The sequence below is a fragment of the Paenibacillus sp. FSL H7-0326 genome (assembly GCF_001955535.1).
In the GTDB taxonomy this organism is placed as follows: domain Bacteria; phylum Bacillota; class Bacilli; order Paenibacillales; family Paenibacillaceae; genus Paenibacillus; species Paenibacillus shunpengii.
This window is the reverse complement of sequence record NZ_MPVN01000003.1, coordinates 264597-291098: the sequence shown is the minus strand read 5'-3', so window position 1 is coordinate 291098 and position 26502 is coordinate 264597. Positions and strand designations below refer to the sequence as shown.

At 41.0% G+C, this 26502-nt stretch carries 20 protein-coding genes; 2 read left to right on the top strand and 18 right to left on the bottom strand.

All coding sequences use genetic code 11. The features are described 5' to 3' along the window. Window positions 1–74: 74 nt before the first annotated feature. Window positions 75–530: a hypothetical protein gene (locus BK126_RS17265; RefSeq protein WP_076313796.1), complete on the top strand. Its 456-nt coding sequence runs from the start codon at window positions 75–77 to the stop codon at window positions 528–530. Between the two features lie 186 nt (window positions 531–716). Here the strand turns inward: BK126_RS17265 and BK126_RS17260 are convergent, their stop codons facing one another. From BK126_RS17260 to BK126_RS17210, 11 genes are all read right to left on the bottom strand, one after another. Continuing rightward, window positions 717–1511: a DUF2935 domain-containing protein gene (locus BK126_RS17260; RefSeq protein ID WP_076313795.1), complete on the bottom strand. Its 795-nt coding sequence runs from the start codon at window positions 1509–1511 to the stop codon at window positions 717–719. Between the two features lie 128 nt (window positions 1512–1639). Beyond that, a complete protein-coding gene (locus BK126_RS17255) occupies window positions 1640–2164 on the bottom strand; it encodes a GNAT family N-acetyltransferase (protein WP_076313794.1) in 525 nt (174 codons plus the stop codon). 213 nt (window positions 2165–2377) lie between these two features. Continuing rightward, window positions 2378–3583 (bottom strand): GTP-binding protein, encoded by a 1206-nt coding sequence (locus BK126_RS17250; protein WP_076313793.1) that lies wholly within the window; start codon window positions 3581–3583, stop codon window positions 2378–2380. Window positions 3584–3710: 127 nt separating this feature from the next. Beyond that, window positions 3711–3980 (bottom strand): 30S ribosomal protein S14, encoded by a 270-nt coding sequence (gene rpsN, locus BK126_RS17245; protein ID WP_076313792.1) that lies wholly within the window; start codon window positions 3978–3980, stop codon window positions 3711–3713. Window positions 3981–4044: 64 nt separating this feature from the next. Continuing rightward, complete coding sequence (rpmG, locus tag BK126_RS17240) at window positions 4045–4194, bottom strand: 50S ribosomal protein L33 (protein WP_076313791.1); 150 nt, start codon at window positions 4192–4194, stop codon at window positions 4045–4047. Between the two features lie 29 nt (window positions 4195–4223). Further along, on the bottom strand, window positions 4224–4472 hold the full coding sequence (locus BK126_RS17235; RefSeq protein ID WP_047910338.1) for a type B 50S ribosomal protein L31: 249 nt from the start codon (window positions 4470–4472) through the stop codon (window positions 4224–4226). A 137-nt stretch (window positions 4473–4609) separates the two neighbouring features. Then, window positions 4610–5425, bottom strand: a complete 816-nt coding sequence (locus BK126_RS17230; RefSeq protein WP_076313790.1) for an AAA family ATPase — start codon at window positions 5423–5425, stop codon at window positions 4610–4612. Window positions 5426–5607: 182 nt separating this feature from the next. Further along, window positions 5608–6078: a DinB family protein gene (locus tag BK126_RS17225; protein ID WP_076313789.1), complete on the bottom strand. Its 471-nt coding sequence runs from the start codon at window positions 6076–6078 to the stop codon at window positions 5608–5610. 112 nt (window positions 6079–6190) lie between these two features. Beyond that, window positions 6191–6613 carry an NUDIX hydrolase gene (locus tag BK126_RS17220; RefSeq protein WP_076313788.1) on the bottom strand — a complete coding sequence of 141 codons (423 nt, stop codon included), beginning with the start codon at window positions 6611–6613 and terminating at the stop codon, window positions 6191–6193. Between the two features lie 325 nt (window positions 6614–6938). Continuing rightward, complete coding sequence (locus tag BK126_RS17215) at window positions 6939–7985, bottom strand: hypothetical protein (RefSeq protein WP_143757744.1); 1047 nt, start codon at window positions 7983–7985, stop codon at window positions 6939–6941. Window positions 7986–8028: 43 nt separating this feature from the next. Next, a complete protein-coding gene (locus BK126_RS17210) occupies window positions 8029–9576 on the bottom strand; it encodes an extracellular solute-binding protein (protein WP_076313786.1) in 1548 nt (515 codons plus the stop codon). Between the two features lie 318 nt (window positions 9577–9894). Between BK126_RS17210 and BK126_RS17205 the strand changes: the two genes are divergently transcribed. Continuing rightward, window positions 9895–12270, top strand: coding sequence for an AraC family transcriptional regulator (locus BK126_RS17205; protein ID WP_076313785.1), 2376 nt, complete (start codon window positions 9895–9897; stop codon window positions 12268–12270). Between the two features lie 64 nt (window positions 12271–12334). Here BK126_RS17205 and BK126_RS17200 read toward each other — a convergent pair whose 3' ends face one another. The 7 genes from BK126_RS17200 to BK126_RS17170 form a co-directional block, all read right to left on the bottom strand. Continuing rightward, window positions 12335–17677 carry a sugar-binding protein gene (locus BK126_RS17200; protein ID WP_143757743.1) on the bottom strand — a complete coding sequence of 1781 codons (5343 nt, stop codon included), beginning with the start codon at window positions 17675–17677 and terminating at the stop codon, window positions 12335–12337. A gap of 218 nt (window positions 17678–17895) precedes the next feature. Further along, complete coding sequence (locus BK126_RS17195; RefSeq protein WP_076313783.1) at window positions 17896–18771, bottom strand: carbohydrate ABC transporter permease; 876 nt, start codon at window positions 18769–18771, stop codon at window positions 17896–17898. 23 nt (window positions 18772–18794) lie between these two features. Next, the gene (locus tag BK126_RS17190; RefSeq protein WP_076314092.1) at window positions 18795–19745 is read right to left on the bottom strand and encodes an ABC transporter permease; all 951 of its coding nucleotides are present in this window, start codon (window positions 19743–19745) and stop codon (window positions 18795–18797) included. Between the two features lie 323 nt (window positions 19746–20068). Further along, complete coding sequence (locus tag BK126_RS17185; protein ID WP_179085560.1) at window positions 20069–21493, bottom strand: glycoside hydrolase family 88 protein; 1425 nt, start codon at window positions 21491–21493, stop codon at window positions 20069–20071. A gap of 22 nt (window positions 21494–21515) precedes the next feature. Further along, window positions 21516–23453 carry a glycoside hydrolase 5 family protein gene (locus BK126_RS17180; RefSeq protein ID WP_076313781.1) on the bottom strand — a complete coding sequence of 646 codons (1938 nt, stop codon included), beginning with the start codon at window positions 23451–23453 and terminating at the stop codon, window positions 21516–21518. A gap of 35 nt (window positions 23454–23488) precedes the next feature. Next, complete coding sequence (locus BK126_RS17175; RefSeq protein WP_076313780.1) at window positions 23489–25618, bottom strand: Sip1-related alpha-galactosidase; 2130 nt, start codon at window positions 25616–25618, stop codon at window positions 23489–23491. A 368-nt stretch (window positions 25619–25986) separates the two neighbouring features. Next, window positions 25987–26496, bottom strand: coding sequence for a DinB family protein (locus tag BK126_RS17170; RefSeq protein WP_076313779.1), 510 nt, complete (start codon window positions 26494–26496; stop codon window positions 25987–25989). Between the last annotated feature and the right edge of the window lie 6 nt (window positions 26497–26502).

Below are 26502 nucleotides of genomic sequence, written 5' to 3'. Positions count from 1 at the left end.
GGTATGTTACTCACTTCTTTCATTTCGAATGTTCTATGGCATTAAGGGTAAACTACGGGTGAGGTGATAAACATATGAGAAAATGGATGATCGTACTCCTTATCTTGATCATAATGAATGGATTTTCTGTAGCTGAGATTAGCGCCACACCCGATCCACCTGAGGAATCCTATCAAATGGAACAAAGCGGAACTGTTGAACCTTTTCGACGGGGCAGTTTTCGTTCACCAAGACGCAGCTATAATCCCGGAATTCGTAACCCGAATCGCACAAATCAGGGAAGACAGGATAATAATGTGAACAATCCTTCCCAACCCAGAACGACGCCTACACGAGGAACTGGATTTGGCGGTCTTGGCGGCCTATTCGGCGGGTTGGCATTAGGTACCATTATAGGATCATTGTTTAATCCGTTTGCAGGCTTCTCCTTGGGCGCACCCGTGCTCTCTTTGCTCAGTTTTGCATTATGGATTATCGTAATCGTCTTGGTTGTTCGTTTGTTTCGTAATCGTAGGAAGAAAGAATATTAAGAATATCCGGCCGTTAAAGTCTTAAGCCCACAAAATGGCATAGGATTCTTGCGGCCATTTCTCAACAGGGATAAACATAATGATAAAAGAGGGCAAGGAAACAATATTAGTTATATAAATCCAGTTTATTCGAATTAAAAAAAGACAACCTCCGATGAAATCAGAAGTCATCCTTTTTAAGTTCACTTAGTTAGAAACTCTTGGCTTGGTTGGATCGCAATTAGGGCTTTGTATTTCACCCAGTGCAGCCAGCTTCGATAAATAATAACATTCTTCTCGATACATATGATCTGGCATTAACGGATTGATTCGATCCAACACTTCACCGCGCAGCTCCAATTCCTCAAGTTCTGCCAGAAAGTGCATGAATACTTTCATTTCAAGGTCTACATCCGCATGAAATTTTGTGAGTGCAGGAAAGCCTTTTAAATGCGTACGTAAATATCCTGCCATTTCCACTGACTTGAGGTAAAATCCTTTGAAATTGTTCTGAAATGCATTACTTTTCTCAATAAGCTGCATTTCAGCAAAATCCAAATCAGCAGCCAGACTGGCTGCATGGCCATATGCATCCTGCAGCCATAGCATATCATAATGGAGTGGATGAAATACGGGGACATCTTGCCCTTCAAGCAGCGCTTTTAATATCCGCTGATACTCCTCTAATTCGTTAACCATATGATTAATGAAGGAAGGCGTCAGAAGGATATCTACCTTACCCATAAGCTGACGTTCCAGCAAATATAATTTGAAGTTTCGAAGTTCTTCTGTGGCTCGATGAGCTTCATAGGTCAGATTTGATATATTTGTCGATGCATCCGAACGTCTCGCTTCATTGAGCAGGGTATCAAATCGGTTCATCAAACGTTCAGCGGTGGCGACTTCCTCTTTTTCCTTAGGTGAAAGCGCAGTAAAAATAAACCGACAATGATCACCAAGAATTTGCAGCCAAAACCGATGCTCATACAACGCATCACTCATCAAATTCATCCTCCTCTCACAGCCGTTATTCTCCAAAATATATGCTGTTTGAGGTTAAGTAGAACGATGGTAGGTCAATGCGCTTATTTGCCTGTCATATATCCTTACTGCACAGGTTTAATCGTCCTTCATAATGTCATATCCATATGCAGCGTCTGCCATACAGGATCATCTTCAGCCAATCTGTCCTTGAAGCCTTTTGCTGTCCAAAAAGGTATGGCGCCTGGTAAGAAAGCATGCGTATGCAAATATAACGTTTCATAACCGGCATCCCGGCTAAAAGAGGCCGCTGCTTCGAATAACGCCGTACCAATGCCTGAACGGCGACAAGTGGAGTCCGTGTAACACTTGACGACTTCAGCGGTTGTAGATAAGTCATACCTTCCTTCGATCTGCTTAAGTCTCCCATCGTAGGGACAGATTCCAATCGTACCCAGCACAGAACCGTCCTCAGCTGTAGCAGCAAAAAATGCGGCATTCTTTCTCAGCACATAATGCTGCTCAAATTGATCCAAATCCTGTGGAAGCTGTTCCGATGACAGCATAGGAAATACTTCCTTCCTCATTTTTATGACAAATGCAATAACTTGATCATAAGGCTTTGCTTCGATCTTGTGTATCACGTAGGCCTTCGGTACATTGATGCTGCTCATATCTACTCCTTCTGTTTGCATGTATTGTTGTAAAGTTATTGTATCCTAAATGTATAATGTGCAGCTATATAATAAGTTACTATTTTAGATATAGACGATACAACGATGAGGGGAGCTTTCATTCCATAAAAAAGAAGTCCCTGAGTAAGCTTGCTCTCAAGGACTTCGCTATTAGTATTCGCTAGATATCATTGGATAGAAATAGTAATGTGTTTATTGGAACTTAGGAAATGGATCCTTGAATTCTCTCCAATTAGAGAGAAGCTCAGCTTCAGTTAATAGTGCTGCATCAAGACTCTCCTCAATTTCGGTGCGATTCATATCAATTCCAATGAACACCATCTTAGTAATCCGGTCTCCCCACACATCATCCCAGTCGGGAATATCCGGGATCCTCCCATTGAAATGAAAGTCAATTTCTTCCTGGCTCAGTGAAGCAATCCACACTCCTGCTGGAGAGAGCTGTTTCGATGTCCCCGCATGACTAAATGATAAGGCTAGATTATTGCGGGTAGCGAGCCACATCAGTCCCTTGGATCGAACAATCGTCGAAGGATATTTAGATATCCAGCGGAGCAGCCTTTCCGGATGAAAGGGTAACTTGCGTTTATACACAAAGGAGTGAATTCCATATTCTTCTGTCTCTGGTACGTGTTCTTCCTTTAACATTTCTTTAATCCAGCCTGCAGACTGACTTGCTTTATCGAAGTTGAAGCGGCCTGTATTTAGAATATCTTGTGGATCTACACGTCCTTGTACTGCATGAATCAGCTTCGCCTCGGGCTGTAAGGCAGTTAATGCCTTCTCAAGACGAATCAATTCTTCTTCTGTAATAAGATCTATCTTATTAAGGATCAGTACGTCACAGAATTCGACCTGATCCGTTAATAAGTGTACAATCCCACGTTGATCTTCTTCACCGACTGCCTGACCGCGGTCTTTTAAAGATTCTTTAGAATTAAAATCGATCCAGAACTGTGCAGCATCCACCACCGTAACCATCGTATCAAGGCGAGTATATTTAGTTAGATCTATGCCGTTCTCTTCATCTACATAGCTGAAGGTTTGAGCTACGGGTACGGGCTCTCCGATCCCGGTTGATTCTATTAATATGTAATCAAACTTTTGTTCCTTAGCAAGTCGTTCCACTTCGACAAGAAGATCTTCACGCAGCGTACAGCAGATACAGCCATTAGACATCTCAACCAATTTCTCATCTGTTCGAGATAAGCCGCCTCCATCTCGTATCAAATCAGCATCGATATTGACCTCGCCCAAGTCATTAACGATGACTGCTACTCTAAGACCCTCTCGATTGTTTAGCACATGATTCATGATCGTTGTCTTTCCAGCACCTAAGTAACCACTTAGTACAGTGACGGGTATTCTGCCATCGTTCGCAGCGTTTTGCAGATCCATTGTACAGCTCCCTTTCAAATGTAATTTCTGGATTGAATAACAAATAGACGGAAGTATTAAAATCAACACTTAGTACAATAAGGCTTCCATATAAGTAAGGAAGCCTTATAGAGTATCCATTACAAGGTTACCAGCTGGATTTCTTTACTCCAGGGATCTGACCCTTGTGCGCCAGTTCTCGGAATACAATTCGGGACACACCAAATTTACTAATATATCCACGTGGTCTTCCGCTGACTGCACAACGATTATGGAGCCTTGTTGGTGAAGAATCTCTCGGCAGCTTCTGCAGCGCTTCATAATCTCCCTTTTCTTTTAACTCCCTGCGTTTATCCGCATATTTTTGAACCATTTGCTGTCTCTTTAGTTCCTTCACTACTTTGGATTTCTTTGCCAACGAAACAACCTTCTTTCGAACTTTTATTCAACACCCTATATCAGACATATTGCAATTCTTAGAATTAACGAGTTTCACGATGCAGCGTATATCTTTTTAATCTCGGGCTGTATTTTTTCATTTCTAATCTTTCAGGGTGATTCCGTTTGTTCTTCGTCGTAGTATAATTCCGATCACCTGTTTCAGTACAAGCCAAAGTCACAATTACTCTCATTGCGTTTCACGTCCCTTTCTAATAAATTTTTACTTCTTATGCTTAAGTCTCTGTTTGAACTTATCAACACGCCCGCCAATTTCCGTATTCTTTTGTCTTCCGGTGAAGAACGGATGGGACGCTGAGCTGGAATCTACACGAATGACGGGATAGCTGTTACCGTCCTCCCATTCCATGAACTCTGATGAAGTCTTCGTAGAGCCACTGAGAAACTTGTAGTCTGCACTTGCATCCAAGAAAATGACCGTTTGGTAGTTTGGGTGGATTCCTTTTTGCATCATGATCCTCTCTTTCTTTGCCTGTTGTTATTTATTCGTAATTATTACGATTAACTAAAAACACTTTATTACATTCTTTCTCTGCTGTCAACCTAAGACGAAAAAGAATAGAGTTGATCAGTTCTATGACTCTTGCTTTATTGGACCATCGTGTTCGGAAAATAGTCATTAAATGCATTTTTTATCTTCGTGTAATCCATGCTGCTCTCTTCAATGATTACTTTGCGTCTGGCTTTGATCATCACCTGCTCCATATCTGCAAAGCTGCAGCCTCTTAACAACTGAGCAGCGTCATCAATTATCGTCGGTTCCACGAGTTCACTCCCCAATAGCTTGGATATATAACTCTTGCACTCCGTTTCCTCAGGCAGATCATAATGCATCCGCGTATCAAATCTGCGCCAAATAGCATGATCAAGTTCAGCTTGAAGATTGGTGGCAGCTACAAATATACTGGAGCCATCAAATTCGTCCAGGCACTGGAGCAGAGTATTAACAACGCGAGCCATCTCTTTAACTTCATCAATTGAATCTCTGGCCCTGGCGATAGCATCCACCTCATCCAAGAACAGCACACATGAAGTAGATTTGGCATACTCAAATATTTTTCGCAAATTACTGCCTGTCTCCCCCAAATGACTGTGAATGATCGCATCCAAGCGAACCATGATGAGCGGCAGATTCAATCGTTCAGCAATATAAAAAGCAGTCAGCGTTTTACCTGTACCCGGAGGTCCGAACATGACGATCTTATTCGGCATCGGTACATCAGCAGCTTCAAATTTATCCTGCATTTGTTGAATCTGCAAAAACTCCTCAACAATCTTGGCATTCGCTTCGTTCAGTACGATATGCTTTACCTTTCTTCTGCACTCAGCTGGACTATATACGGATGCGGCATCGATTCCCTTTGATTTTGGCAGCATCTTTGATTTGTTTTTCTGTTGACCCATGGTATTCTCCTGTCATATATACTTTCGTTTATTAGTAATTATTACGATTAACTAAGAGTATAGTATTGCATTTCTTTATTTTTGTCAAAGTAGATGACTGATACTGCAGGAAAAAGAAATAGACCGTCCCTCTTTAAGGAAACAGCCTATTCGTCAATCTATCAATCATGGACGACTCTATATTAATCCCATATTCTTATTCTTGGAACCTCTGCAGTCCGTAAGTAATCAAGCAATTGACCCGTATGTACAGATTCATGATATGCAATTCTTAATAACATATCTCCGAGTGTTCTTATATACCCAACATCTGAGCGATCAATTTTAATATCCTCCAGGTCGGATTGTTCAAATGAACTGACTGTTTCGAGAAATGCATTTCTATATGGCTTAGCGAATTCAATTTCGCTCTCCACAGATGTATACGGTTGTGACTCAAATGGTGAAGCAAAGCTCTTTAAACTTCCACGATTTAATATGGCTAAATGGTAATAATATTCCGATTCTAATACGTGACGAATCATTTCAATGCAGCTCATTGCTTGATCATCTGGCTTCCAATTCAAATACTCAGAAGGTATGGATGTCCATACTTTCATACTTCTTCTTCGTACTTCTTCAAAATTCATAATAATCAGGTCCGTGGATTTCATTAGATATAACACCTCATTTTTTGTTCAACGCTAGATTTGATGCCAGTAAAATATTACCTCAATTTATTTTTACGCACAAGTGTTCTTATATATGAAATCCCGTTGATCTTGTTTACTTGATCCCTTCATTAAAATATGTAATTTCATTGCCGTAAATTAAGCTCCTAAAGCCGTTCTTATGATAAGGCATTAATTCATCTGCCTGTTCGATATCTAACCAAGCAATTTCCGAAATTTCATCTGGTCTCAGTATCTCTTCGATTCCTCCAATAATCTCTGCTCTAAAGGTTATAAAAAGTGCATGCTCCTGTAGCTTATCAAATTGGCATTCGTTGATTGCTACAATACCGTAGACTTTAACATCTAGCCCTGTTTCTTCCTTGGCTTCTCGAACAGCAGCTTGCTCTAATGATTCATTGGGCTCGACAGCTCCGCCAGGCAGAGACCAACTCGAGCGCCCCACATTCCTGACTGCGAGTACTTTAGATTTAGATTGATCTGTTATTAAAGAGTACGCTACATTGACACGTTTCACGGATTCTAATTCCCTTCTGATTTAAACTAACAGAATTTTCACATAACGTTTTATATTCCCGCCCCATCAACAGCAGGATTTATTCACAGTCACAAATATTATTTATCAGATTTCAACGCCTTCCTTCAGATTCCATTATAATGTATTCAAAATGATTCTTACAATTCATCATAAGTAGCCCATGGCCTGATTCTCCTGTTACACGAATCAGGCCATGGGCCATTTTTATATTTTTTGAACTAGGTGTCGCAATTCATAACTTAAAATGTAGATTCTACCTGTTTTATACTTGTTTTCAAGTGGCTCAACCATAGAATAAACGTATTTATTTAATAATGATATTTTCCGGTAGGCCAGTTTTCTCATGATAAGCTTTAAAGAGATGGTGGTGGGGCATCGGCACCATGCCTTTTTCCATGGTTATGCCTGTCTCGACAAACCGGTACTTATCAAACGGGATCTTTCGTAATCCGTTCTCGTCAAGTAGTCCATCCCAATCTTTATCTTTATTCGCCCATAACCCTTCACCATACAATGTAACTCCTCCAGAATAATCCGTGAACACCGCTCCATATTCTTGAAGCGCTCTGGCAATAATCTTCTCTTCACGAGTCAGATCATAAGTATCCAAGTCTAGACCTGGATCTAATTGAATCAATGCTCCTTCCGGAATTCCATTAGGAACCGCACCGTCTGTCCAAATAGCAGGAGGATAACAATGCTCAAGTAGCCCGACCATAGAGCATGCACAAGCCAGTTTGTGTTCAATTCGTCCTTCCATAATTTCATCATGCATGATTAAGCCAGCAATGATGGGTACTCCTGATGCACGGGAAGGGCCATACAAATGAATGCTTTCGCCATTATGAATTCCGAATTCTGCAGGGTCGAAGACTCCGCTTCCGTTCAGGTCATATCGTATGCCTGTGCAGGACCACCAAGTACCGTCTGGTTTTTTCTCAGCTGCCCACATATCCCAAACTATACCTTGCTCATAATCAATCAGAGCCATATGAGCGTCAGATTCCTTATCCGGAATGGCTTCTTCAGGAATGGGAACGTCTACACCAAAGCCAGGAGCGTGACCTAACGGATGATTCTTATTGCTCCCAATGAAGTTCTTTGAGTTCATGTAGAAAGCCTTACCTTCTCCCGTATGCTGCATCATTCTTTTGCCAATATGGAATGTAGGTGTATCCTTGGTTACCTCATAAACCGGGATGGTCCAAGAGTGCAAATTGATATGAAATCCTTTTTCCTGATCCGCCTCATACAATAGATCAATAAAATGGGAAGAGCGGGTAACGATCTTGGGGTTAATTTCAATTTTTGTATTCCAAAAGCTTTCATCAGAAAAAAAACGTTTCTTCACGATGATCTCATCCTCTCGTATCTGTAAAGCCTTATTCAATAATTTAGTCTCTACCCAGTGCTTGATAGCTTGCTAGCTTCTCTTCTAGCATTTTCTGTACGTCCGGATTGTTCTTCATTGTGTCTACGAACTTATCCCATGCTTCAATGGATTCCTTGCCCATAATGACGCGAATTTTCATATCCTGAACCTTCTTGCCCCATTCAGGCATATATTTATTCTCCGTCTCAGACGTGACGCCGTTCATATTATTATAATAGCCAAGCTCGATCCGTGTCTTAATGACTTCTTTGTCTCGTTCATAATATTCAACTGGAAATCCGTTCTTTGGCTGAATTCGTGCATGCTCATCAACCAACGTCCAGATGTTGTTGTAATTTCCTAAACCACTCTTCTTGTGTTCTTCAGTAGTCGTCTTCAATCCTTCTACAACAGAAAAATGCTGATCTGCTAAACCGTAGCTGGCAAGTTCCATACCTTCTTCCGTAGCCCCATAATCAAAGAATTCAAGAATGGCTCTCAATTTCGCCTCTGGTACTTTCTTGGAAATCAGGTAGTTTCCGAAAAATCCGCCTTCTTTCGGATAGAATGGCTGTCCGGTTGCAGGAGATTCCAGGGTAGGTACATGGACTAGACCAGCTTCAGGCGTCGTTGCTCGAAGAGTGGTAAGCATATCTCCGATCTGAGAAGCATCCATCGCGTAAGGTAACATTCCCACTTTGCCCTGCTTTAAGAAATCAGACATCTGAGAATTCTTAATAATGGCGAAATCAGGTGCCAATATGCCTTCATCGTACGTCTTCTTCATCCACAACAACGCATCTTTTTCAGCATGCTCCAAATCACGCCAAATGATCTTGCCATCAACATATTTGAACGAATCGTTATGACCATGGAATACATCTTCAACGAAGGTCAGCTTATCCATCCAATTCTCTGCAACGTTTCCGATGTAACCCATTGTATCCTTCTTGCCATTCTGGTCCGGATCCTCTTCCGTGAACGCTTTCAAAACATTATACAGCTCATCCATCGTTTGTGGTATTTCTAGGTTTAAATTCTTTAACCAATCCTCACGCAGCATCGGGAATCCTTGACCCCCAACCAACGGACGAGGACGAGGAATGCCATATACCTTTCCATTTACCTTTGTATTTTCAATTGCATCAGCATAAACCGAAGCTAAGTTCGGATAATCCTTTATGAATGGTGTGAGATCCCAAAAAGCACCTTGCTCAATGGCCTTTAAGACAGCAGAATCCCATATCCACTTGGTCAGCATGACGTCCGGTAATTGTCCGGAAGAGAGCGTTACCTTGAACTTATCGTCAAAACTGTTAGCAGGTTGGAAAGTAATGTCCAACTTCGTATCCGTGCGCTTCTCCATCTCCAGCTCTATCACGTTGTCCGCTTGAGGTGTCTCAGCAGAATAATTGATTGTGAAAATACTAATTTCGGTCTGTTTCTTCGATTGGACTGATGAAGGTGACTCATTATTATTTGAACTACTGTTGCTACCGCATCCCGCTAAAATAGTCGTTAACGCCAAGCTTAGAGACAGTACTTTTATTGATGTTGTTTTTCTTCTCATTAAATTTTCCCCCTTAGTCATGTAATTTTCAGTTTTATTTCTAATAGCAGACAGGGACTTAAATCTTTGCATCTCCTCATCGTTTGTATTTCGTTCCATCTGCGGTATAAATGTAATACCATCCGACTCCTTTCCGCAATAAGACTGTTTTGATTACGAATGGAAACATATAAGATAAGTGTAATTTCACTTGAAGGTAAGCGCTTGCAAATAATATGCGAATGAGGAAATCCATAAAATTCCTAAAAAAAGAAGCATATCCTGTTATAATGATTTTACTACAATCATGATTCTATTTATCATAAAGGAGATGAACTTGTGAGCAAATCGCTCTCACGTATATCGAAGTGGGGCAGCAACTTAATTCCATCACCCATCTTTCGAAAAAGCTTGATTCTATTACTCCTGATTACTTGTTTGCCAACGGCTTTAATCGGGTTAAGCTTATACTCGATTGGTCGCGAGCGAATTGAATTGGAGCTTACCGGCTCTCATGAACAGGTGTTGGCGAGTTCAATAAGTCAGTTTGATCAACAAATTAGCCTGCTTGAACAAAGTACGTCGCAGTGGGCGTTTAATCCACTGTTTAATAAGGACAATCTAGAAAATGACTTATCTTCAGAGCCGAACCTGACTCGTGAAATTTTCCGTTCACTCTCAATCATGAGCGAAACCAATCCGTTAATTGAAGAGGTCTATTTATATATCGACTCAACGGCTACTTTGATGTCCAATTTAGGCGGATATAATGAATTAGATAACGCTGAGCTTCGAATCAAATTACATAAACTGCTTGAAGTCAGAGAAGATATCTATTGGTCAAGTGAGATCAATCCCTCAGAGCTATCCGCTAGCACGAACCAATATAGTGAAGACTCCTTTAAATACATGCTGTTCCATCAGATCAGTGGGGGAAATGCGAATGAGCATGCTGTCATTATCGTTCAGCTGTCCTCACACAAGCTAAGAGAGTACTTCGGAAGCTTTGATAAAACTGGGGTATCGTTGCTATTCGATAGCACTGGTGACCCGCTGTTCCAACAAAGCGATGATCAGTTGGGATCGGCTTTCCCAAGAGATCACCTCAAAACTATGGTATTACATAAAATCAAGCAAAAAACTCACGAATCATTCGTATTTGAACATGAACAAAAACGGTATTCAATTAATTATGAATCCTTTCAGCGATTGGGATCGGAGTGGATTCTGGCAACTGCTACAGATTTATCACAGGTATCTGCACCGGTGGTCTTTATGTCTAGAATGATCTTGTTCATCAGCATTATAGGTTTGCTTGTCTCGATTATACTGTCTTGGATCGCTTCCAAAAGAATCTATCAGCCTGTAGCTCGGTTATTATCCAAAGTCTCTCCTTCCGGCAAGGAAGACATAAGACACGACACAGATGAGCTTGAATTTATTGGAATGCATATGGACAAGCTCTCACTTACGAGTCTGCATTTACAAAACGAATTAGAGAAACAACTACCTAGCCTAAGGGAAAGCTTCATCCTTCAGCTGATCCAGGGTCACCTCAATTATATGAAGGAGCCGGAGTTGAAGAGACAGCTCCATTATTACGGTTGGAATACCTCTAATCAACAATTTGCAATTGTCGTGATTCAATTGTTTGGACTTATGCAAGAAGAAGGTAAATTCAAACAAGACGATTATCAGCTTGCTTGCTTCGCAGCGGCCAATATCGTTAATGAGTTAACTGGCATTCGAGTTCCTGATTCACATGTTGTTAACTTGCAGAATATGAATCTTGCAATTATTACTGGTTTCTCGTCAAATCACCCAGAATCGGCTGTGAGAGAAGAACTACGGTCGCTGTCAGAACACATTGCGACCACATTGTTAAGCCTCCTCAAGATTCAAGTTACCATTACAGTAAGTGGTTCTGGACTTCAATTGAAGGATATCCCACAGACACTTGAAGATGCTTATCAGATTATGAAATACCGTAATCTAACGGAGTCGAACCAGATCATAGAGATTGATGACATTTCACTTAAAGGAGATTTCAAATTCCAATATCCTTTTGAAGCGGAGAAGCTTCTTCAACATTACATTCGCCTTGGACAAGAGGAGGAAGCATTACAAGCGTTTAAATCACTTATGCAAGAACTGAACGAAACAACAGGCATCGAGCTTTATGTACAGCAAGCTATGGCTCAACTCGTAGGCAACGTCCATCAAACACTGCTTCAGTCCGGCTTTAACGTGTTTGCAATCCAAGGCAGTACCAATCTATACGTTGAACTTGGAAAATTAAAACAATTAGCAGAAATGGAAACTTGGTTTAAGAACAAAATTATTATTCCGTATATCAGGGAAATGAACAACTCTTACAATACCCAGCTCAAACAAGCCGTCAAGAAGGTTATCCAATTAATTGAAGAGCACTATATGAAGGACTGGTCCTTCGAGGAATACGCTGAACAGGTTGGTGCTGCAAATATTTCCTCCCTAAGCCGAGCCTTTAAACAAACGACGGGCATTAATTACGTGGAATATGTATCAAAGGTGCGTATTGAGAAAGCGAAGAAGATGCTGCTGGATACTGATCTTCGGATCAATGAAATTGCAGAAAGAACGGGATATCAGCATTCTTGGTTTAATCGTGTGTTCAAGAAGCATGAAGGCGTTACTCCCTCACAATATCGCGAAACACATAAAGGAAATATATGATAACAATGCACACCCCCGACAGTTTATACTGAAGGGGGTGTGCATTGTTTATAAATATAAACTGTTACAACGCCTGAAGCAACCGCTGAATAATTACCGCAGATTCAGCTCGCGTAGCGGTTCTATTCGGACTAAATTTACCGTTATTTAACCCGTTTAAGATCCCAGCCTGCTGTAAATCGTAAACTGCGTCTGCTGCATAATTACTTATTTCTGAATGATCACTAAATACTACCTTCTCTTTAATGGAATTCAGCTTCGTTCCTGAAGCCTTAACAGTATTTGCCGCCATTACAATCATCTCTTCCCGAGTAATGGTACGATTCGGTTTGAATGTGTTATCCTTGTAACCACTTACAATACCTAACTTATGAGCACTTGCAATTACTGCAATATACCATGCATCCTCTTTTACATCCTTGAAATTTGCTGTTGATTCAGATGTATCCTTAAGATCGTAAGCATTAATTAACATTTGCAGAAACTCTGCACGGGTAATTTCACCATGTGGCTTAAAGGCTTGTTCACTGTAACCTTTCACGATTTGTAACGCAGCCAAGTATTCGATCGCTTCCTCAGCCCATTGTACATGATGCAGATCAGAGAACTTCGTTTCATTGCTCATGACCTCGTATTTGCCAAGCTGGTTCGTATAGAACGATAGCTCTTTGCTGTTGAGGTCATACTTACCTTTCTTATATGATTTCTTACCGTCTTCTGAAATATGGTACGCCACGACCATATGCTTTTTCTCCATATCAGCTAGAGTGAATGGAATGGTAATTTGGATTGATTCTTTAGATCCCAAGTTTAAAATAGCCTTCCCATCCATCAAAACTGAGAATTCAAGCTTAGTCACCTTACTTGAATCCAGCCCAGATTGATCAAGGTTGGTGATGATAAACACCACATTGTCTTTAACAGCTTCTAAAGTCTGTAAGGTGTAGGATACAGTAACGAAGTCGTTTTTTATTGTTATTCGCTCTATTCCATTTTCAATTGCCTTTGTAAGAACTTCAGAATTTAGTTTAACTTTTACCGAGTTTGCGTCAGTATTGTCAGGCACGACTATGGTTACGTTCTGATCAGCATTCTCGATTGCTTTTAGCAGCGCATCCATCTCCACTTCGGTATTAAACACGGCTCCTTCTTCCAGTTGAGCTGTATTTATTACCTTATCGGTTGATTTTTCTGGAGAATTTGTTGACTCCTTAGGCGTTTCCGACGACGAACCTCCTTCATTAGCTGCAGGAGAAGTTGTGACATCAAGAGTTTCGCTCGGCATAGATTGTTTTCCTGATATATCATAGGCTTTTACCTTAATTGAATACTTCGTTCTGCTGTTTAACCCCATGATGTCGTAAGTTGTGCCTGTTACTGTGCCGATTTGTTTATCTCCCTGATACACATGGTATCCCTTAACCCCAACGTCATCGATGGACTTCGTCCAATTTAATACGAAACTAGATTGTGTGATCTCAGATGCTGTTAAATTCTTTGGAGGTGTCGGAGCTTCAAGGTCCTCGTAATATTCGTAAGCTCCCCGATCAAGGGATGCTCCCCATGGTCTAGGCACTCCATCCAAATCGAAATCAGTTCCAATATTACTGTTACCCGTATTAATTGCTGGAGAGTCCGGAAGCAGACGGAAATCTAAGCCTGCCGGATCCACAAACCGCGGATCTGCAATGACATCATTTCGCCCTTTAATCGCTGCTGGCACGCCTGCTGCGAGTCCTCCGAAGTAAATATTATAATCGTATTTGACGTTCGTGTTTTTAATGTTACTCGTTGCATTTCCTTTGGGGTTCGTGGTGACGATGATATTGTTCATCATTCTTGAATCTTTACCGTCCTGGATAAACATATTGCCCCAGTGAATAAGTTCCGGAGTTCTCGCATTGTCATATGCCGTGTTGTTAAAGATATCGATGTTATGTGAATGATAAGAATGAATGCCAGACCCACCGTTGTGGTATACCAGATTGTTCTCCACTAACGTACGACCTGCGTAAGGAATGGCCACACTATTCGGATACAAAGCTTTAATCTGTCCGTTCGAGAAGTCGTCAATTATAATGCCATTACCGTCTGTAATCGTTTTAAAACGAAATGCCTCAACCCTTACATAATTGTTGTAAGATACATTATTTCGAATGATATATTGATAGTCGTTCGCATCATACTTCGCAGAATCCTGAGCATGGAAGATCGAGATACCGCTCTGCCCAAAAGAACTGCTCTGCGCTGTATCATGCACGGTATTATGTTCAATTGTTACGTAATCCGCTTGATCGGTATTGATTCCTCCACCTGGTACATCATGAACATAGTTGTTTCGAATGATGATATGTGAAGGTATCGCTTTATCCACAAAATTTGCGCTCACGCTGTGCGGTCGTACACTAATACCGTTAGTTTGAGTTCTCAGAATGCGCTCGTCCATCCAGCTAAAGTCCCCGGAGTAGAACAGATCAGTAACTTCTTTCGCCTGTTCATAAGTAATGTTTTTGCCATTACCAGATATCTCTAAGCCTTCAATAGTGATATACGAGGCCGAGTTGATCAGGATATGGTTCCAGCCCTTTTTCACATGAAGTTTCGGTTTATGCCCTGGATAATTTTTATAAGTGATAGGATAATTGGGTGCGCCACTGCGTCTAATAACGACGACACCCTCATTATCTCCGCGACTGAAATCCTCCACATAGGTTCCATCCATGATTAATACCGTATCACCAGGCTTTGTCATATCCGCAGCCCGTTGGATGGTCTGGAAGGCTTGGTCTTCTGAAAGACCGGTATTCTGATTATTGCCATTGCTTATATCGACGTAGTACGTTAAATTCGAAGGTCGATCGGTAATGTTGACGACCACTTTGGTCATCGAGGTGGCTCCACGACTGTCAGAGACCTCTACTAGAAAAATGTCATATCCAACGAATCCTTCTTTAGGCGTGTACGTCCATCGATCTTCAGTCGAATCAGGAATAACAGCTGTACCATGCTTAGGAGCTTGCAAAATAGAGAAGGTTAATGGATCACCATCTCCATCTTGACCATAAACATCTCCGGAAATAGATTCATTTAAGAAGGTGAATTCATTGATTGCAGTAAGAGACGATGGAGGCAGGTTATCTTTCTTGTAATCAATTCGAACCTTCGTGACCGACGAATCTCTTGCCGCTCCACTTGGATTCATGAATTCAAGTTTAATATATTTGTGACCTTCCGGCATATTCTCTGACTTATATAAGTATTTTCCGTAGTTTGCGGTCTCCTCGGCATCTGGGTTAATGAGCGTTTCAATTTGGTAGTGTGCTCCTTCTGACAACACCGTCCAATTATTCTCATCAGGAGATACGGATAACCGAATCCAATTACCGTTCTTCTCAACCGTTTCAATTTCAAAATCGACAATATCAGATCCGTTTTCTGGATTTTTATACATAATCCATGTGTTATCTTCCCACCCATTGTAAATTTTAATTCGATCCGCAATTAACGGTCCGCCTTGAGCTATTGAACTTGTTGTTAGATTTCCTGAGGTTGATTTCTTGTAAATTAACGCTTGTGACGTAGCAGGGTCTTCAAATGTAACTCGAGGCCCCTCATACTCTTCTCGTAACTCAAGAGTTTTGTAATTAAATGACACATTCTCAAGCAGAGATTTATGCCCATTGGATGCTCCATTATTCGTGAATTCAATCTTGAGATAGACTGCTCCTTCAGGAAGATTTGATGACGTATGTTTGTACTTTGTATACCATCCGTTATCACGGGAGGCAGTTTCATAAGCTTCAGATTGGAGATGTACTCCAGGATCTAATGGACGATAAGACTGGTTGTCATTCGATACATAAAATTTCATGAATGGTGCAGGATCTGTGTTAACCCATTCTTCGATTACAAAGTCCAAAATGTCCAAAGATGATGGACTTTTATAGATGACATAATCCTCTGTACCACCGTTGTTAAGAATCCGTGGCTCTTTCGGCAGAGCGCTTGGCCAGGATGCAGTCACAATATTGCTGGATTTTTCAAATATTTTGGAGAGATCGGATGCTTCATCTACGAACGTGGCTTTTGGACCTTCGTAAGATGGTTTCACAATATTCTCGTTATTCACGATCAAGAGACCAAAACCCGAAGTATCTGCTTCGTTATACTCATCACCACTCCAGATTGCCTGTTCGTCCCGGCTTCCCCCGTTATCGTCATCATTCACAGCAACGTCAAAACCTAACATAATTCCATCACTCGGAACGATGCCTAATGTACTCCACGGAATGGCAACCTCAACTGCCCAACCCCCATCCATGGCCAAAGAACGAGACTTGACGTTGTCAATAGCTCGTCCCCCCATTTCAACAGGGACCAGATCACCGTAACCGATAACAAAATGACGATCATTTTCTTCCTCATAACTGTTCGTTTTAGCGTTAATGCCATCAAGGAAGATTTCGATGCTATCATCATTTCTTGGATCCGTATCGGAATCACGATGAACTTCAGCATCTCCTACCTTAAACCCTAAATAAAGAAAGTGTGGATCGGATAATGAACCAAATTCGACTTCATTATTACTGAAAGATAAGGAATAATCTAAATGCCAAGTATTTTCCGATAGGGTCCCATCGATCGTGGGACTTCCTTCGGTCGAGATAACGGGCTTAGTGTTCCCTGCTAAGGACAACGTTCCAAAGGTTGAAGTATTCCCATAGTTCGTGTTTCCCTTAGCGTTCCATGTTAATTGAGCTGCACGACCACCTACACCGTCAGTCGTGTCGTTATCATTGTTGCTTATATCAAATCCTATCTTTAATCTTTCCTCAGGCGTCACACCAAGGCTTGCCCAAGGAATTCTCAACTCCACATTGTATCCGCCTTCGATTGGACTAGTAGCCGTATGCAGACCGTCTAGAACAACATCCGCACTTTTCTGCTTTACAGCAAGCCGATTATCTGACCGAATCATAATCTGATAATCGTCACTCTGATAGGCATTGGTCTTCCCATTATTACCGTCCAGAAAAATCTCAACAGAATCATCCTCATACAGCTGTGTATCATTATGATTGTTCACAACGGTTGTATCTAGAACTTGCACTCCTACATACAAATATGTTGAGCTCCAGACTGTGTTAAATCTAATGTCATTATCCGCGGCTGTGCCCACTGTCACGTTTGTTACCGGGGTGTCTAATGACCAAACGGCCTCATCTAGAATTCCATCCGTCTCAAGATATACATCTTCCGTTACACGCCCTGCATAGCTCATGTGATCGACTGCATTGTTCTGTTCGGCTGCCTCTACATGCTGAGGAACTATGACACTAAATGAGCTAAGTAAGGTAACTACCAATAAAATTACGGCCATAAGACCTGAAGTTTTTTTTATTAGCACAACATCTACTCCTTCTTAAAAATTACGTAAGCGTTTTCTACACATCAAATAAAATGGAGTTCCTGGCCAAGACCGACAAGGAAGGCTGATTGAAGTTAATTTCATGAAAATACAGCTTGTTCAGACACGCAGTTCTCTCCTTCTCAAGTTAAGATAAAATAAAGCATATCACGCCTCCTTTAGCAGAGTGCTTCACATACTAATTCAATTTATTGTGATCATCCCTTAACAGATCCTAGCATAACGCCTTTAGCAAAATGCTTCTGTAGGAATGGATACACCATAAGGATAGGTACCGTTGCGATGACAATGGCTGCCATCTTGATGATCTCCGGCGTTACCTGAACTTCTCCACCTGCACCTGCTGCTGCATCCCCAATATTTGTAGACGAACTGACGAGCATCTGCTGAAGAAGCACTTGTAAAGGCCACTTCTCGTTATCGGTAAGATACAATACGGCGTTAAAGAAGGTGTTCCAATAGCCAACTGCAAAGAACAGACCAAATGCAGCCATGGCTGGCAGAGACAATGGAATAACAATCTGGAAGAAGATTCGAAGGTCATTCGCTCCATCTATATAAGCGGATTCCTCCAGACTGTCTGGAATACTGTTGAAGAAGGTTTTAATTAATAGAGCGTTCCACGCACTAATTAGGCCAGGTAAAATGATGGCCCATAACGAGTTCATAAGCCCAAACTGCTGAACTATCAAATAATTCGGGATAATACCCGGATTAAAGAGCAGGGTGATGATTAATAAGGTGATAAATACCTTTCTTCCATAGAGCCTTTTACGTGAAATCATGTAACTGAAGGCTGCGGTGACAATCAAGCTAAGTAAGGTGCCTACTACTGCCAAGTACGTACTAACGCCGATTGACTGTAAAAATGTGCTGGTAGATAGAATATATTGGTAAGCTTCAAGCGAAAACTCCTTGGGGTACAGGGAAATTTCACTTGAGGTGAAAGAAGTCGAAGAAGTAAATGATCCTACGATGATATAATAAAAAGGAAACAATGAGACAAGTCCTATAACCGTTAATAACAAGTAATTAGCGACAGAAAAAATTTTCTCAGAGAAAGAATAGCTCACATAAATCCCCCTTTCTGCAATTGTTAGAAGAATCCTTCGTTCCCGAACTTCTTGGCCAGCCAGTTAGATCCTAGAATAAGAATCAATCCGACCACAGATTTAAACAAACCAACTGCGGTACTGTAACTGAATTCGGATTGTTGAATCCCGACACGATATACGTATGTATCAAATACATCAGATACTTCGGATACCAAACTATTTTGCATTAAGAATACCTGCTCAAGTCCGACATCCATCATATTGCCCATTCTAAGAATCAAGAGGATAATAATGACGTTGCGAATTGCAGGGAGTGTAATATGCCACATCTGTCTAAATCTGCTGGCTCCATCCATCCGAGCCGCTTCATAGAGCTGAGGATCCACACCAGCAATGGCAGCTAAGAATAGAATAGTTCCCCAACCGGCTTCTTTCCATATGCTCTGGCCTGTCAGCATGGCCCAAAAATAATTCGGATTCGTTAACCAATCCATCGGAGAAAAGCCAAGCTGAACCAACATTTTATTAATGAGGCCTTCCCCCGTCGCGAAGAATGTGAAGGTCAAACTAGCGATAATAACCCAAGACAAAAAGTGCGGCAAATACACAATGGATTGAATTGTACGCTTGAAGACTTCCCTTTTTACTTCGTTTAACATTAAAGCAAGGATGATCGGTATTGGGAAAAAGAAGATCAAGCCCATGAGGTTAATGGCTAGTGTATTCCGAAGCAGAACCGGAAAGTCTGGATCTGAAAACAGTCGTTCAAAATGTTCTAAACCGACCCACTCGCTCTTCATAAACCCTAAGAATGGAGAATAATCTTGGAAGGAAATAAGGATACCGTACATAGGAAAGAACTTAAACACAATTAGCGCAATGAATCCGGGTAAACCTAAAAGGTAAAGGTACTTATCCTGCTTAAGTCTCAACCATATTTTTACCCTGCGCTTTTGCTGTAATATCGTCGTATCCGGAGGCTCTGCTCCCATGTCGTAAATAACATTCATAAGTACCAACCTCATTCCTTTTTAGTTTGTAATCGCTTTCCGTGTTATAGAATGTAGTCTACCCCGGTTACTTTCCGCAATAAGATTGTTTTGATAACAATCGATAAATCTAGACGCAGCAAGGGTTTGGCTATCTTACGAGTCTTTGCAAAAATGCTGTTAACCAGGAAAGGGTTAAAATAACGTCTTACTATAAAGTGTCAGAAGGAATGAAATGTAAATGATGAAGCAGAGACCCCGTCAAAAAAAGCCGATGGTGTACGTCACCATCGGCTAGCTTGTTTCCTTTCAATAACAAATTTAGTTTACTTATTGCTGTCCAGTTCTTCTAAAGCATTGATCAACTGAGCTAGCAGCCCCATGCTTACTTGTGAAAGTACTCTGTACCCATTCCTTTGCAAATCCTCTCCTCCCTTATTACCTTGAGAAGTCCCCGTAATTAATCCATCTGGAGTAAGGAAGGTGAGGAGCGAATTTAAGGTTCTCTTTAACTCTGGCTGGTATGAACTCGATAGATATTTCAGTTCAATACCTAGAGCTGTAGCTGCAGCGATTCCTGCGGAAGTAGATATTTCGACTCCCGTACCCGAATCATCAACATAACAGAACCATAACCCTTTATTATTTCTATAAGACCAGGCCACATTCCAAGCACGAATGAATTCTTCTTTCCAATATTCTTCAGAAGCTTCCGACAGCCGATTCTGACTTTTCAGCTCTTTGATTGTGCGGGCAATCCCTAACAGATACCATACATAAGCTCTTCCCCAGTTTTTGAAAGTATGCGAACCATTTTCTAAAAAGCGCAGATATAAAGTGTGTTCTTTCCAGAGCAATTTCCTTCTCACGGCTAATTGTAATAATGATTCTTCTGCTAACTGACTATCATCAAGGGTATTCGCCAAACAAGCTAAAGGGTAGGCTATTGTGTAGTTCCCTTCACAAGAAACTTCACTCTTATCCTGGATAGCCCCCTCTTTGTTCTTCCTGCTATTCATATAATTTATAGCTTGATATAGAATTGGATTTTGCGGATATATTTTGGCCATGATGGCAATTGGGAGCAATGATTCAATACCGTAAAATTGTCCATCTACAGGCTGACTTCTAGGATCTTCATAGATCAATTTATCTAGCTCCGTGCTCACATATAAATCCAAATGAGATTTTGCAGTTTCGCTATATCCTAAATCCATTAGTCCATCTAGTACACATCCCTCCATCCAGCCAAATTGCTGTATACTTGCTAAGGATGCAAAGCGATTACGAAAGTTGGTTATATTACCTTGTTTTGTTTCTGTCAGAAGATGTGGTTTGAATACAAGCTCAATAGAAGCTTTATCGCTCCCGTGTGTAAAGAACCACAAAGGCTCACTGCCCTTAATTAATTTAAGACCTACGCCTTCCCTAATTGCTACTAATGTATCTTCTTGAGTGAAGATAACCTCATAGGTTTGAAAAACTGAAGAGAATCGGATATCAAGATATCCAAGCACTTTTTTGGAAGCCAGGCTATAGATCTGCACCATTTTCTCTTCTCTAACATCTATTGCTACCGTTAATCGGAATCTAGTACTTGATTGCATGTAATCCCCAGGAACGTTCCAATGTAATTGAGTTACCCTATCGGGATCGGAACCAATGGGAGCTGCCTCCCATCCGAATGGAATCCGCTTACCGCTGGGAAGAGTAATACGTGTTGCCTCTATATAATCTGGTGTACAGTACACTTCAATCATCCCCTATATAAGTTTAGGAGCTTACACTAATTATTACAGCTTCATTCGCTGGTAGTTCACTAATTTGTTGTCCATCCGGCAATTCTACAATTTCACCATAATACGTTGCATTTATATGCCATCCATCTACCATGTGAAGCGGAATCTTCTTATCTTCAGGACTATAATTCACCAATATAACGATGCGCTCCAATTCATTTATAGGATGTTCTGTTATTCCAATATCCTGACAATCCACTTTAACAACTCTCTTATGTTCAAAGTGGCTGTACACCTCTCTATAGATCTTCCAATAAGGATATTGTTCAGGGTAATAGAGCGACTCCTTACTTTCAACAGCATACTTCTCAATAGGATACGTCAGTAAGAATACGCTTCCTTCTCCATATTTGGATTTTGAGAAACATATGTTTCCATCGCTTTCTGTACCCAGAATTTCTGCACCTATGGACTTTAGGCTGAGTTTAATAGGATTGTTCAGCTCTAGTTCAAATGTTTGAGGATCACCTAATATTGTTAAGGTTTCACTTCCTCTGCGATGACTCCGAGTTTGCACAGAAAGACCTGTAAGCTGCTCAAAATCGAGTAAAAATCCATCTGCAAGGGTAATAAATAAAGCTGCACCTTTATACACACGGTCAAGTAAATCGTTCCAGCGTTGCTTAGGAATTCCGTCAAAGCCACTTACACTTGGAAGAATATAAACATCTGATTCTTTTAAGGGCTGGTCTTCCAATTGGAATTCAAGATCAAACCCACTTTGTTTTGATAAAGTAAATGCACCTAAGGCAACTGCCCAGTGATCTTGATTGGTGTTAAGAATACAAACAGCATCAATATTTCTTGGAGGTAATTCTTCAAATGGAAGGTTCTTAATGACCTGGTTTAAACGGTTCATTTCCTTTAGCACGGGTTTAACTCTTCGATCTTCAGTAATAAGGCCTAACTCTCCTTCAACGGCAACCCAATCATAAGGAGCAGCATTTAATTTCGTCTGATCGTAGGCACACCACCATACCATTCCATGACAGCCATGAGCCCATAATGAGAACAGACTTGCACGAGCAAAATCACCCGCAATTTGTTCACTTGAAATCATGGGACCCATTGTTCCAATTTCTTCAGCAAAACAAGGCTTTCCCCCAAGATCAGCATAATATAAGCTTTCCGCAGTTGCGTGAACAATTGGCCTAATCGTATTGATAGGATCGACCCCAACATGAGGAGTCCACAACGGGTATGGATGTGTTGTCAGGATATCGGTTAATTCCCCTTGATCCTGCATTGTCCATTTTCCATTTGGTGATAAACTATGCATGCCTGAGATTAGAGGTCGGACAGGGTCTGAAGATTTTATCGCATTAGACAACGTGGATGTCCATAACCATGCTTCTTCTCTTGTGTTAACCGTGCCCATGCAATTACATTCATTCCCCAGGTCCCAGGCAATAATTACGTTCGAATATTTCATTTTTTTAATAAAATATTTAATGAATCTGACTTGCCATTGGATTGATCTTGGATCTGTAAGAATAGATCTTCCACGTAATGCAGGAGGAACGAATAACCTCCCGCTCATCCATCCAGTAATTAAGCCGACGATTAACTTGATACCGTGTTTTTCTGCGAGCTCAGTGAACTTAACGAACCGTCCCATCATCTCTTCTGATACGCCTGCTTTTTCTGCTTCATTATCTAAGAATCGCTCTTCACCAAATCGGTAACCCCTTTCTTGACCCTCCACACCATAGAGCATATCGATTGGCTGAAAGTCGGGCCAGAGGGGGAATACTCTTATGACTTCTATCCCCTCTTGTGCCAGCTGTTGAAGATCTTCATCAACAATACTCTCTTGCCAATTGGACCACATTGCAGTACCAGCATGAGAAGCCCAATAATTACAACCTATGAAAAACTCACTTTCAAAAGGTAATATTTTATTTTTGTTCATCCAATCCCATCCCCCTTAGTTAAAAAATCTTCTGCTTAATCGATTACAATTTCTATAAGAACTTCTGATTCAACTGCTTCTATATGAACGGTGTATAATTGATCTAACAAGTGAACATTGACCGGCTGACCACATACCAGAACTTCTTTTGGTTCTTTTTGAGAATAAAAACCAAACAAGCCTCCCCCGCCTTTTAATATAACTACTTTTCTGTTTCCATAATCGTATTGCTTCTCTATTGCCGCTGTTGATGTGTACTTATCCAAAAGTCCACAGGAAGCAAAACCTTCTTTTATGGGCACAAGTACAAATATCTTCACTTCATTATCTTTTAATGTGAGGGGAAGAGTTGAACTATGGTCTAACCGATACGCTTTCTGTTCAAAGTGATCGAATATGATAAAATCATTGCCTTTCAAGCTCGGTATATCTTTTGGTCCGACCTCACCTCTAACATCAAGTTGATAAAGATTAACATTGAAGGCAGCAATCACTGCCGATTCACCTGAGGTATTCCAAATTTTTAGTGGAATTGCTTCCTCATTAGGATCTCTCATGATGCAATCTTCCGTAGGAACACCGCCTTGATCACATCGAAGCACCCTGCCGTCTGACAAGATCAGGGGCCACAGTTGTTTCGCATCCGTTGCTTCAAGAGGATCGCTAATATATACAGGTCCTCCACTAACCGCCCGTAAGACCGCATTATTTACAGCATGTTCGTGCTGGGTCCACCACATATCCCAATCTCCCCATATAAAGTTCCTATGATAGAGTGAATTATATGCATTCTGCATGGCGTGCTCTTTAAAATTTTGTTCCTTATTCGGGTAGAAGTCATCACTATTCCTTGATACGGCTGTCATCGGTCTATGCCATAGCTGTTCCAAAGACATACCCATACAATTAATAATAGTGCTTCCAAAATGGAGTCCAACGGATGCTTCTAGTGATTCGTGAGCATTTTTGGCAGCTTCTCCAATTGGCATCTGGTACTTCACATAATCAAGAAGTGCACTTTGGTTATCTACTTTTACAAAATCGACGCCTTGTTTTTTGAGATAATTATGCCATTCGCTCCAGAACGCAAACCCTTTTTGTTCCACTGGTGAAGGGAAGATTCTACCGCTATTTGTCTTATATAAGCTGTCCTTCATAGTAGTAACCAAATCACTATCTGGATGAATACCTTGCCAATAACCAGTGAAAGCATGCCAAACTCCAACCTTTAGAAAGTCATATTCACTTTTTAATATATTGATTGTTTTCTTGAGTCCACTTGGGAATTTCGCTGCTTCTTCTCTGAATGACAGTAGTTTATTGTCTTTAGTCTCTGACCAGCCATCATCAATCATCAGCCACTTTACTGGTAATTCCTTTTGTTTGAACTCTCTTGCCTTTTTTATAATCTTTTCTGAATCAACTTCGTGATAAAATGCATCCCAAGTACACCAGCCAAGATATTCAAGAATGTTCGGAAACTTCCGATCCTTAGCAGGCTTACCACAAGAATTTAATACATCAAAGCCTCTCTCTGTGGTCTCTCTCGTTAACTCATAAGGATCATCTCCTTTTCCAAGAACAAAGAGAGTTGAAGAAATATTAGTTAAACCCCCGGAGTAAGGACAAATACTTATTATTAATTCTTCTCCGTCTGAAGACAATTCGGTTTTATTCTGGTCGTCCGTTAAAGGTAATAAGTGATGATATTCAGAATTACATTTCCATAATAGAGACTGGGTTTTGGGCTTCAGATTTGAGACATGTTTACCGAATTGAGGTCTTGTCCACCATTTGGAGAACAAATAATTCGCCATAAATCCTTCACTGACGTCAAGATTACTTACTCTTAATTTTATAGAACAGTTAGATAAGAATGTTCTCGTATTTTTAAATGAATCGATAGGGAGATTTGATTTTATATAGGCTATAAGACCATCTTTATAAGTATCCATCTGAATAGATAGATTAATCTTCTCAGCAGCATTGCTATAGTGAATCACATAAGAGTGAAGCTCCTCTGAATGATTTGTAATCTCCGTTTCCACTAAAGTCAGGTCAATCTCAACTTCATCATCTAACAGAATACTCGGAATGATCTTATGAAAAAACAAATTATGATTATATACGGACAATTGATTATCATCGGTTTGAATACGATACACCGCTTTTCCCTCCTGGTAAATAATTCTAATTAATAATTTTCCTATGACTCTAGTAAGACCTTGCTTACCCTCCTTTTATCTTAACCCCCTCCTTTTGCTATTCATTTACTCCACATATTGAGAATAACATCGCCCCATACCTCTTAATATAATGTATTATTAAGATAGCCTATGTTTATTTAAGTATCCTAAGCTTTACGGTATCCACATGAGGACAAAGCGGTAGACTTAGTGAATTGCCGTTAGAAATTGAATAAATCCAGAAAACCTATGACGACTAACGACTCTCTAGAAATGGGTAGGGAAGGAACGCATACAAAATAGGACGGAAGCCATTTATGCAGCTTCCGTCCCGATCTTCTGGACAACTAACTTAAGTACCGAGTGCGGATGATCCCCATATGGTGGAGTTCATGTCCCGCAATACCGTACGCGAGAGCGCGCACCGTTATGTTTACGTCGTTGGCCGTTCCCTTACGAGACCAAGCCTCCACCGGCAGCCCGCGTAGCAGCGTGATCGTTGCTTGTCTTACAGCCTTGTAGTCTTCGGCCAATTGCGCAATTGTCCAGCCTCCAAAAGGAGGAATGAACACTTCCTGGTCGAACCCGGGCAGAGGTGTCTGGTCCCCTCTTGCAAACCGGAGCAGGCGATACGTCATGACCCGCTCCGAGTCCACAATGTGGCCCACGACTTCTTTAAGCGTCCATTTTCCTTCGGCATACTGATAAGTACCCTGGCTTTCTGTCAAGGATGACAGCAGCTCCGTCATTTGCTTCTCCTGTGCGAGCAGGATGTCAATGATGCTGCCTTCTGGCACTAACCGGATATACTCACCGATGTCTCCGGCGTATTCTTCTTTTGACGGTTTTTGGTTCATGAATGG

Bases quoted from the DNA above. Each gene is read 5' to 3' on its own strand.
- BK126_RS17210 (WP_076313786.1), bottom strand. From the start codon at position 9,576: ATGAGAAGAAAAACAACATCAATAAAAGTACTGTCTCTAAGCTTGGCG.
- BK126_RS17235 (WP_047910338.1), bottom strand. From the start codon at position 4,472: ATGCAAAAAGGAATCCACCCAAACTACCAAACGGTCATTTTCTTGGAT.
- BK126_RS17255 (WP_076313794.1), bottom strand. From the start codon at position 2,164: ATGAGCAGCATCAATGTACCGAAGGCCTACGTGATACACAAGATCGAA.
- BK126_RS17170 (WP_076313779.1), bottom strand. From the start codon at position 26,496: ATGAACCAAAAACCGTCAAAAGAAGAATACGCCGGAGACATCGGTGAG.
- BK126_RS17260 (WP_076313795.1), bottom strand. From the start codon at position 1,511: ATGAGTGATGCGTTGTATGAGCATCGGTTTTGGCTGCAAATTCTTGGT.
- BK126_RS17190 (WP_076314092.1), bottom strand. From the start codon at position 19,745: ATGGGAGCAGAGCCTCCGGATACGACGATATTACAGCAAAAGCGCAGG.
- BK126_RS17230 (WP_076313790.1), bottom strand. From the start codon at position 5,425: ATGGGTCAACAGAAAAACAAATCAAAGATGCTGCCAAAATCAAAGGGA.
- rpmG (WP_076313791.1), bottom strand. From the start codon at position 4,194: ATGAGAGTAATTGTGACTTTGGCTTGTACTGAAACAGGTGATCGGAAT.
- BK126_RS17225 (WP_076313789.1), bottom strand. From the start codon at position 6,078: ATGAAATCCACGGACCTGATTATTATGAATTTTGAAGAAGTACGAAGA.
- BK126_RS17250 (WP_076313793.1), bottom strand. From the start codon at position 3,583: ATGGATCTGCAAAACGCTGCGAACGATGGCAGAATACCCGTCACTGTA.
- BK126_RS17265 (WP_076313796.1), top strand. From the start codon at position 75: ATGAGAAAATGGATGATCGTACTCCTTATCTTGATCATAATGAATGGA.
- BK126_RS17180 (WP_076313781.1), bottom strand. From the start codon at position 23,453: ATGAACAAAAATAAAATATTACCTTTTGAAAGTGAGTTTTTCATAGGT.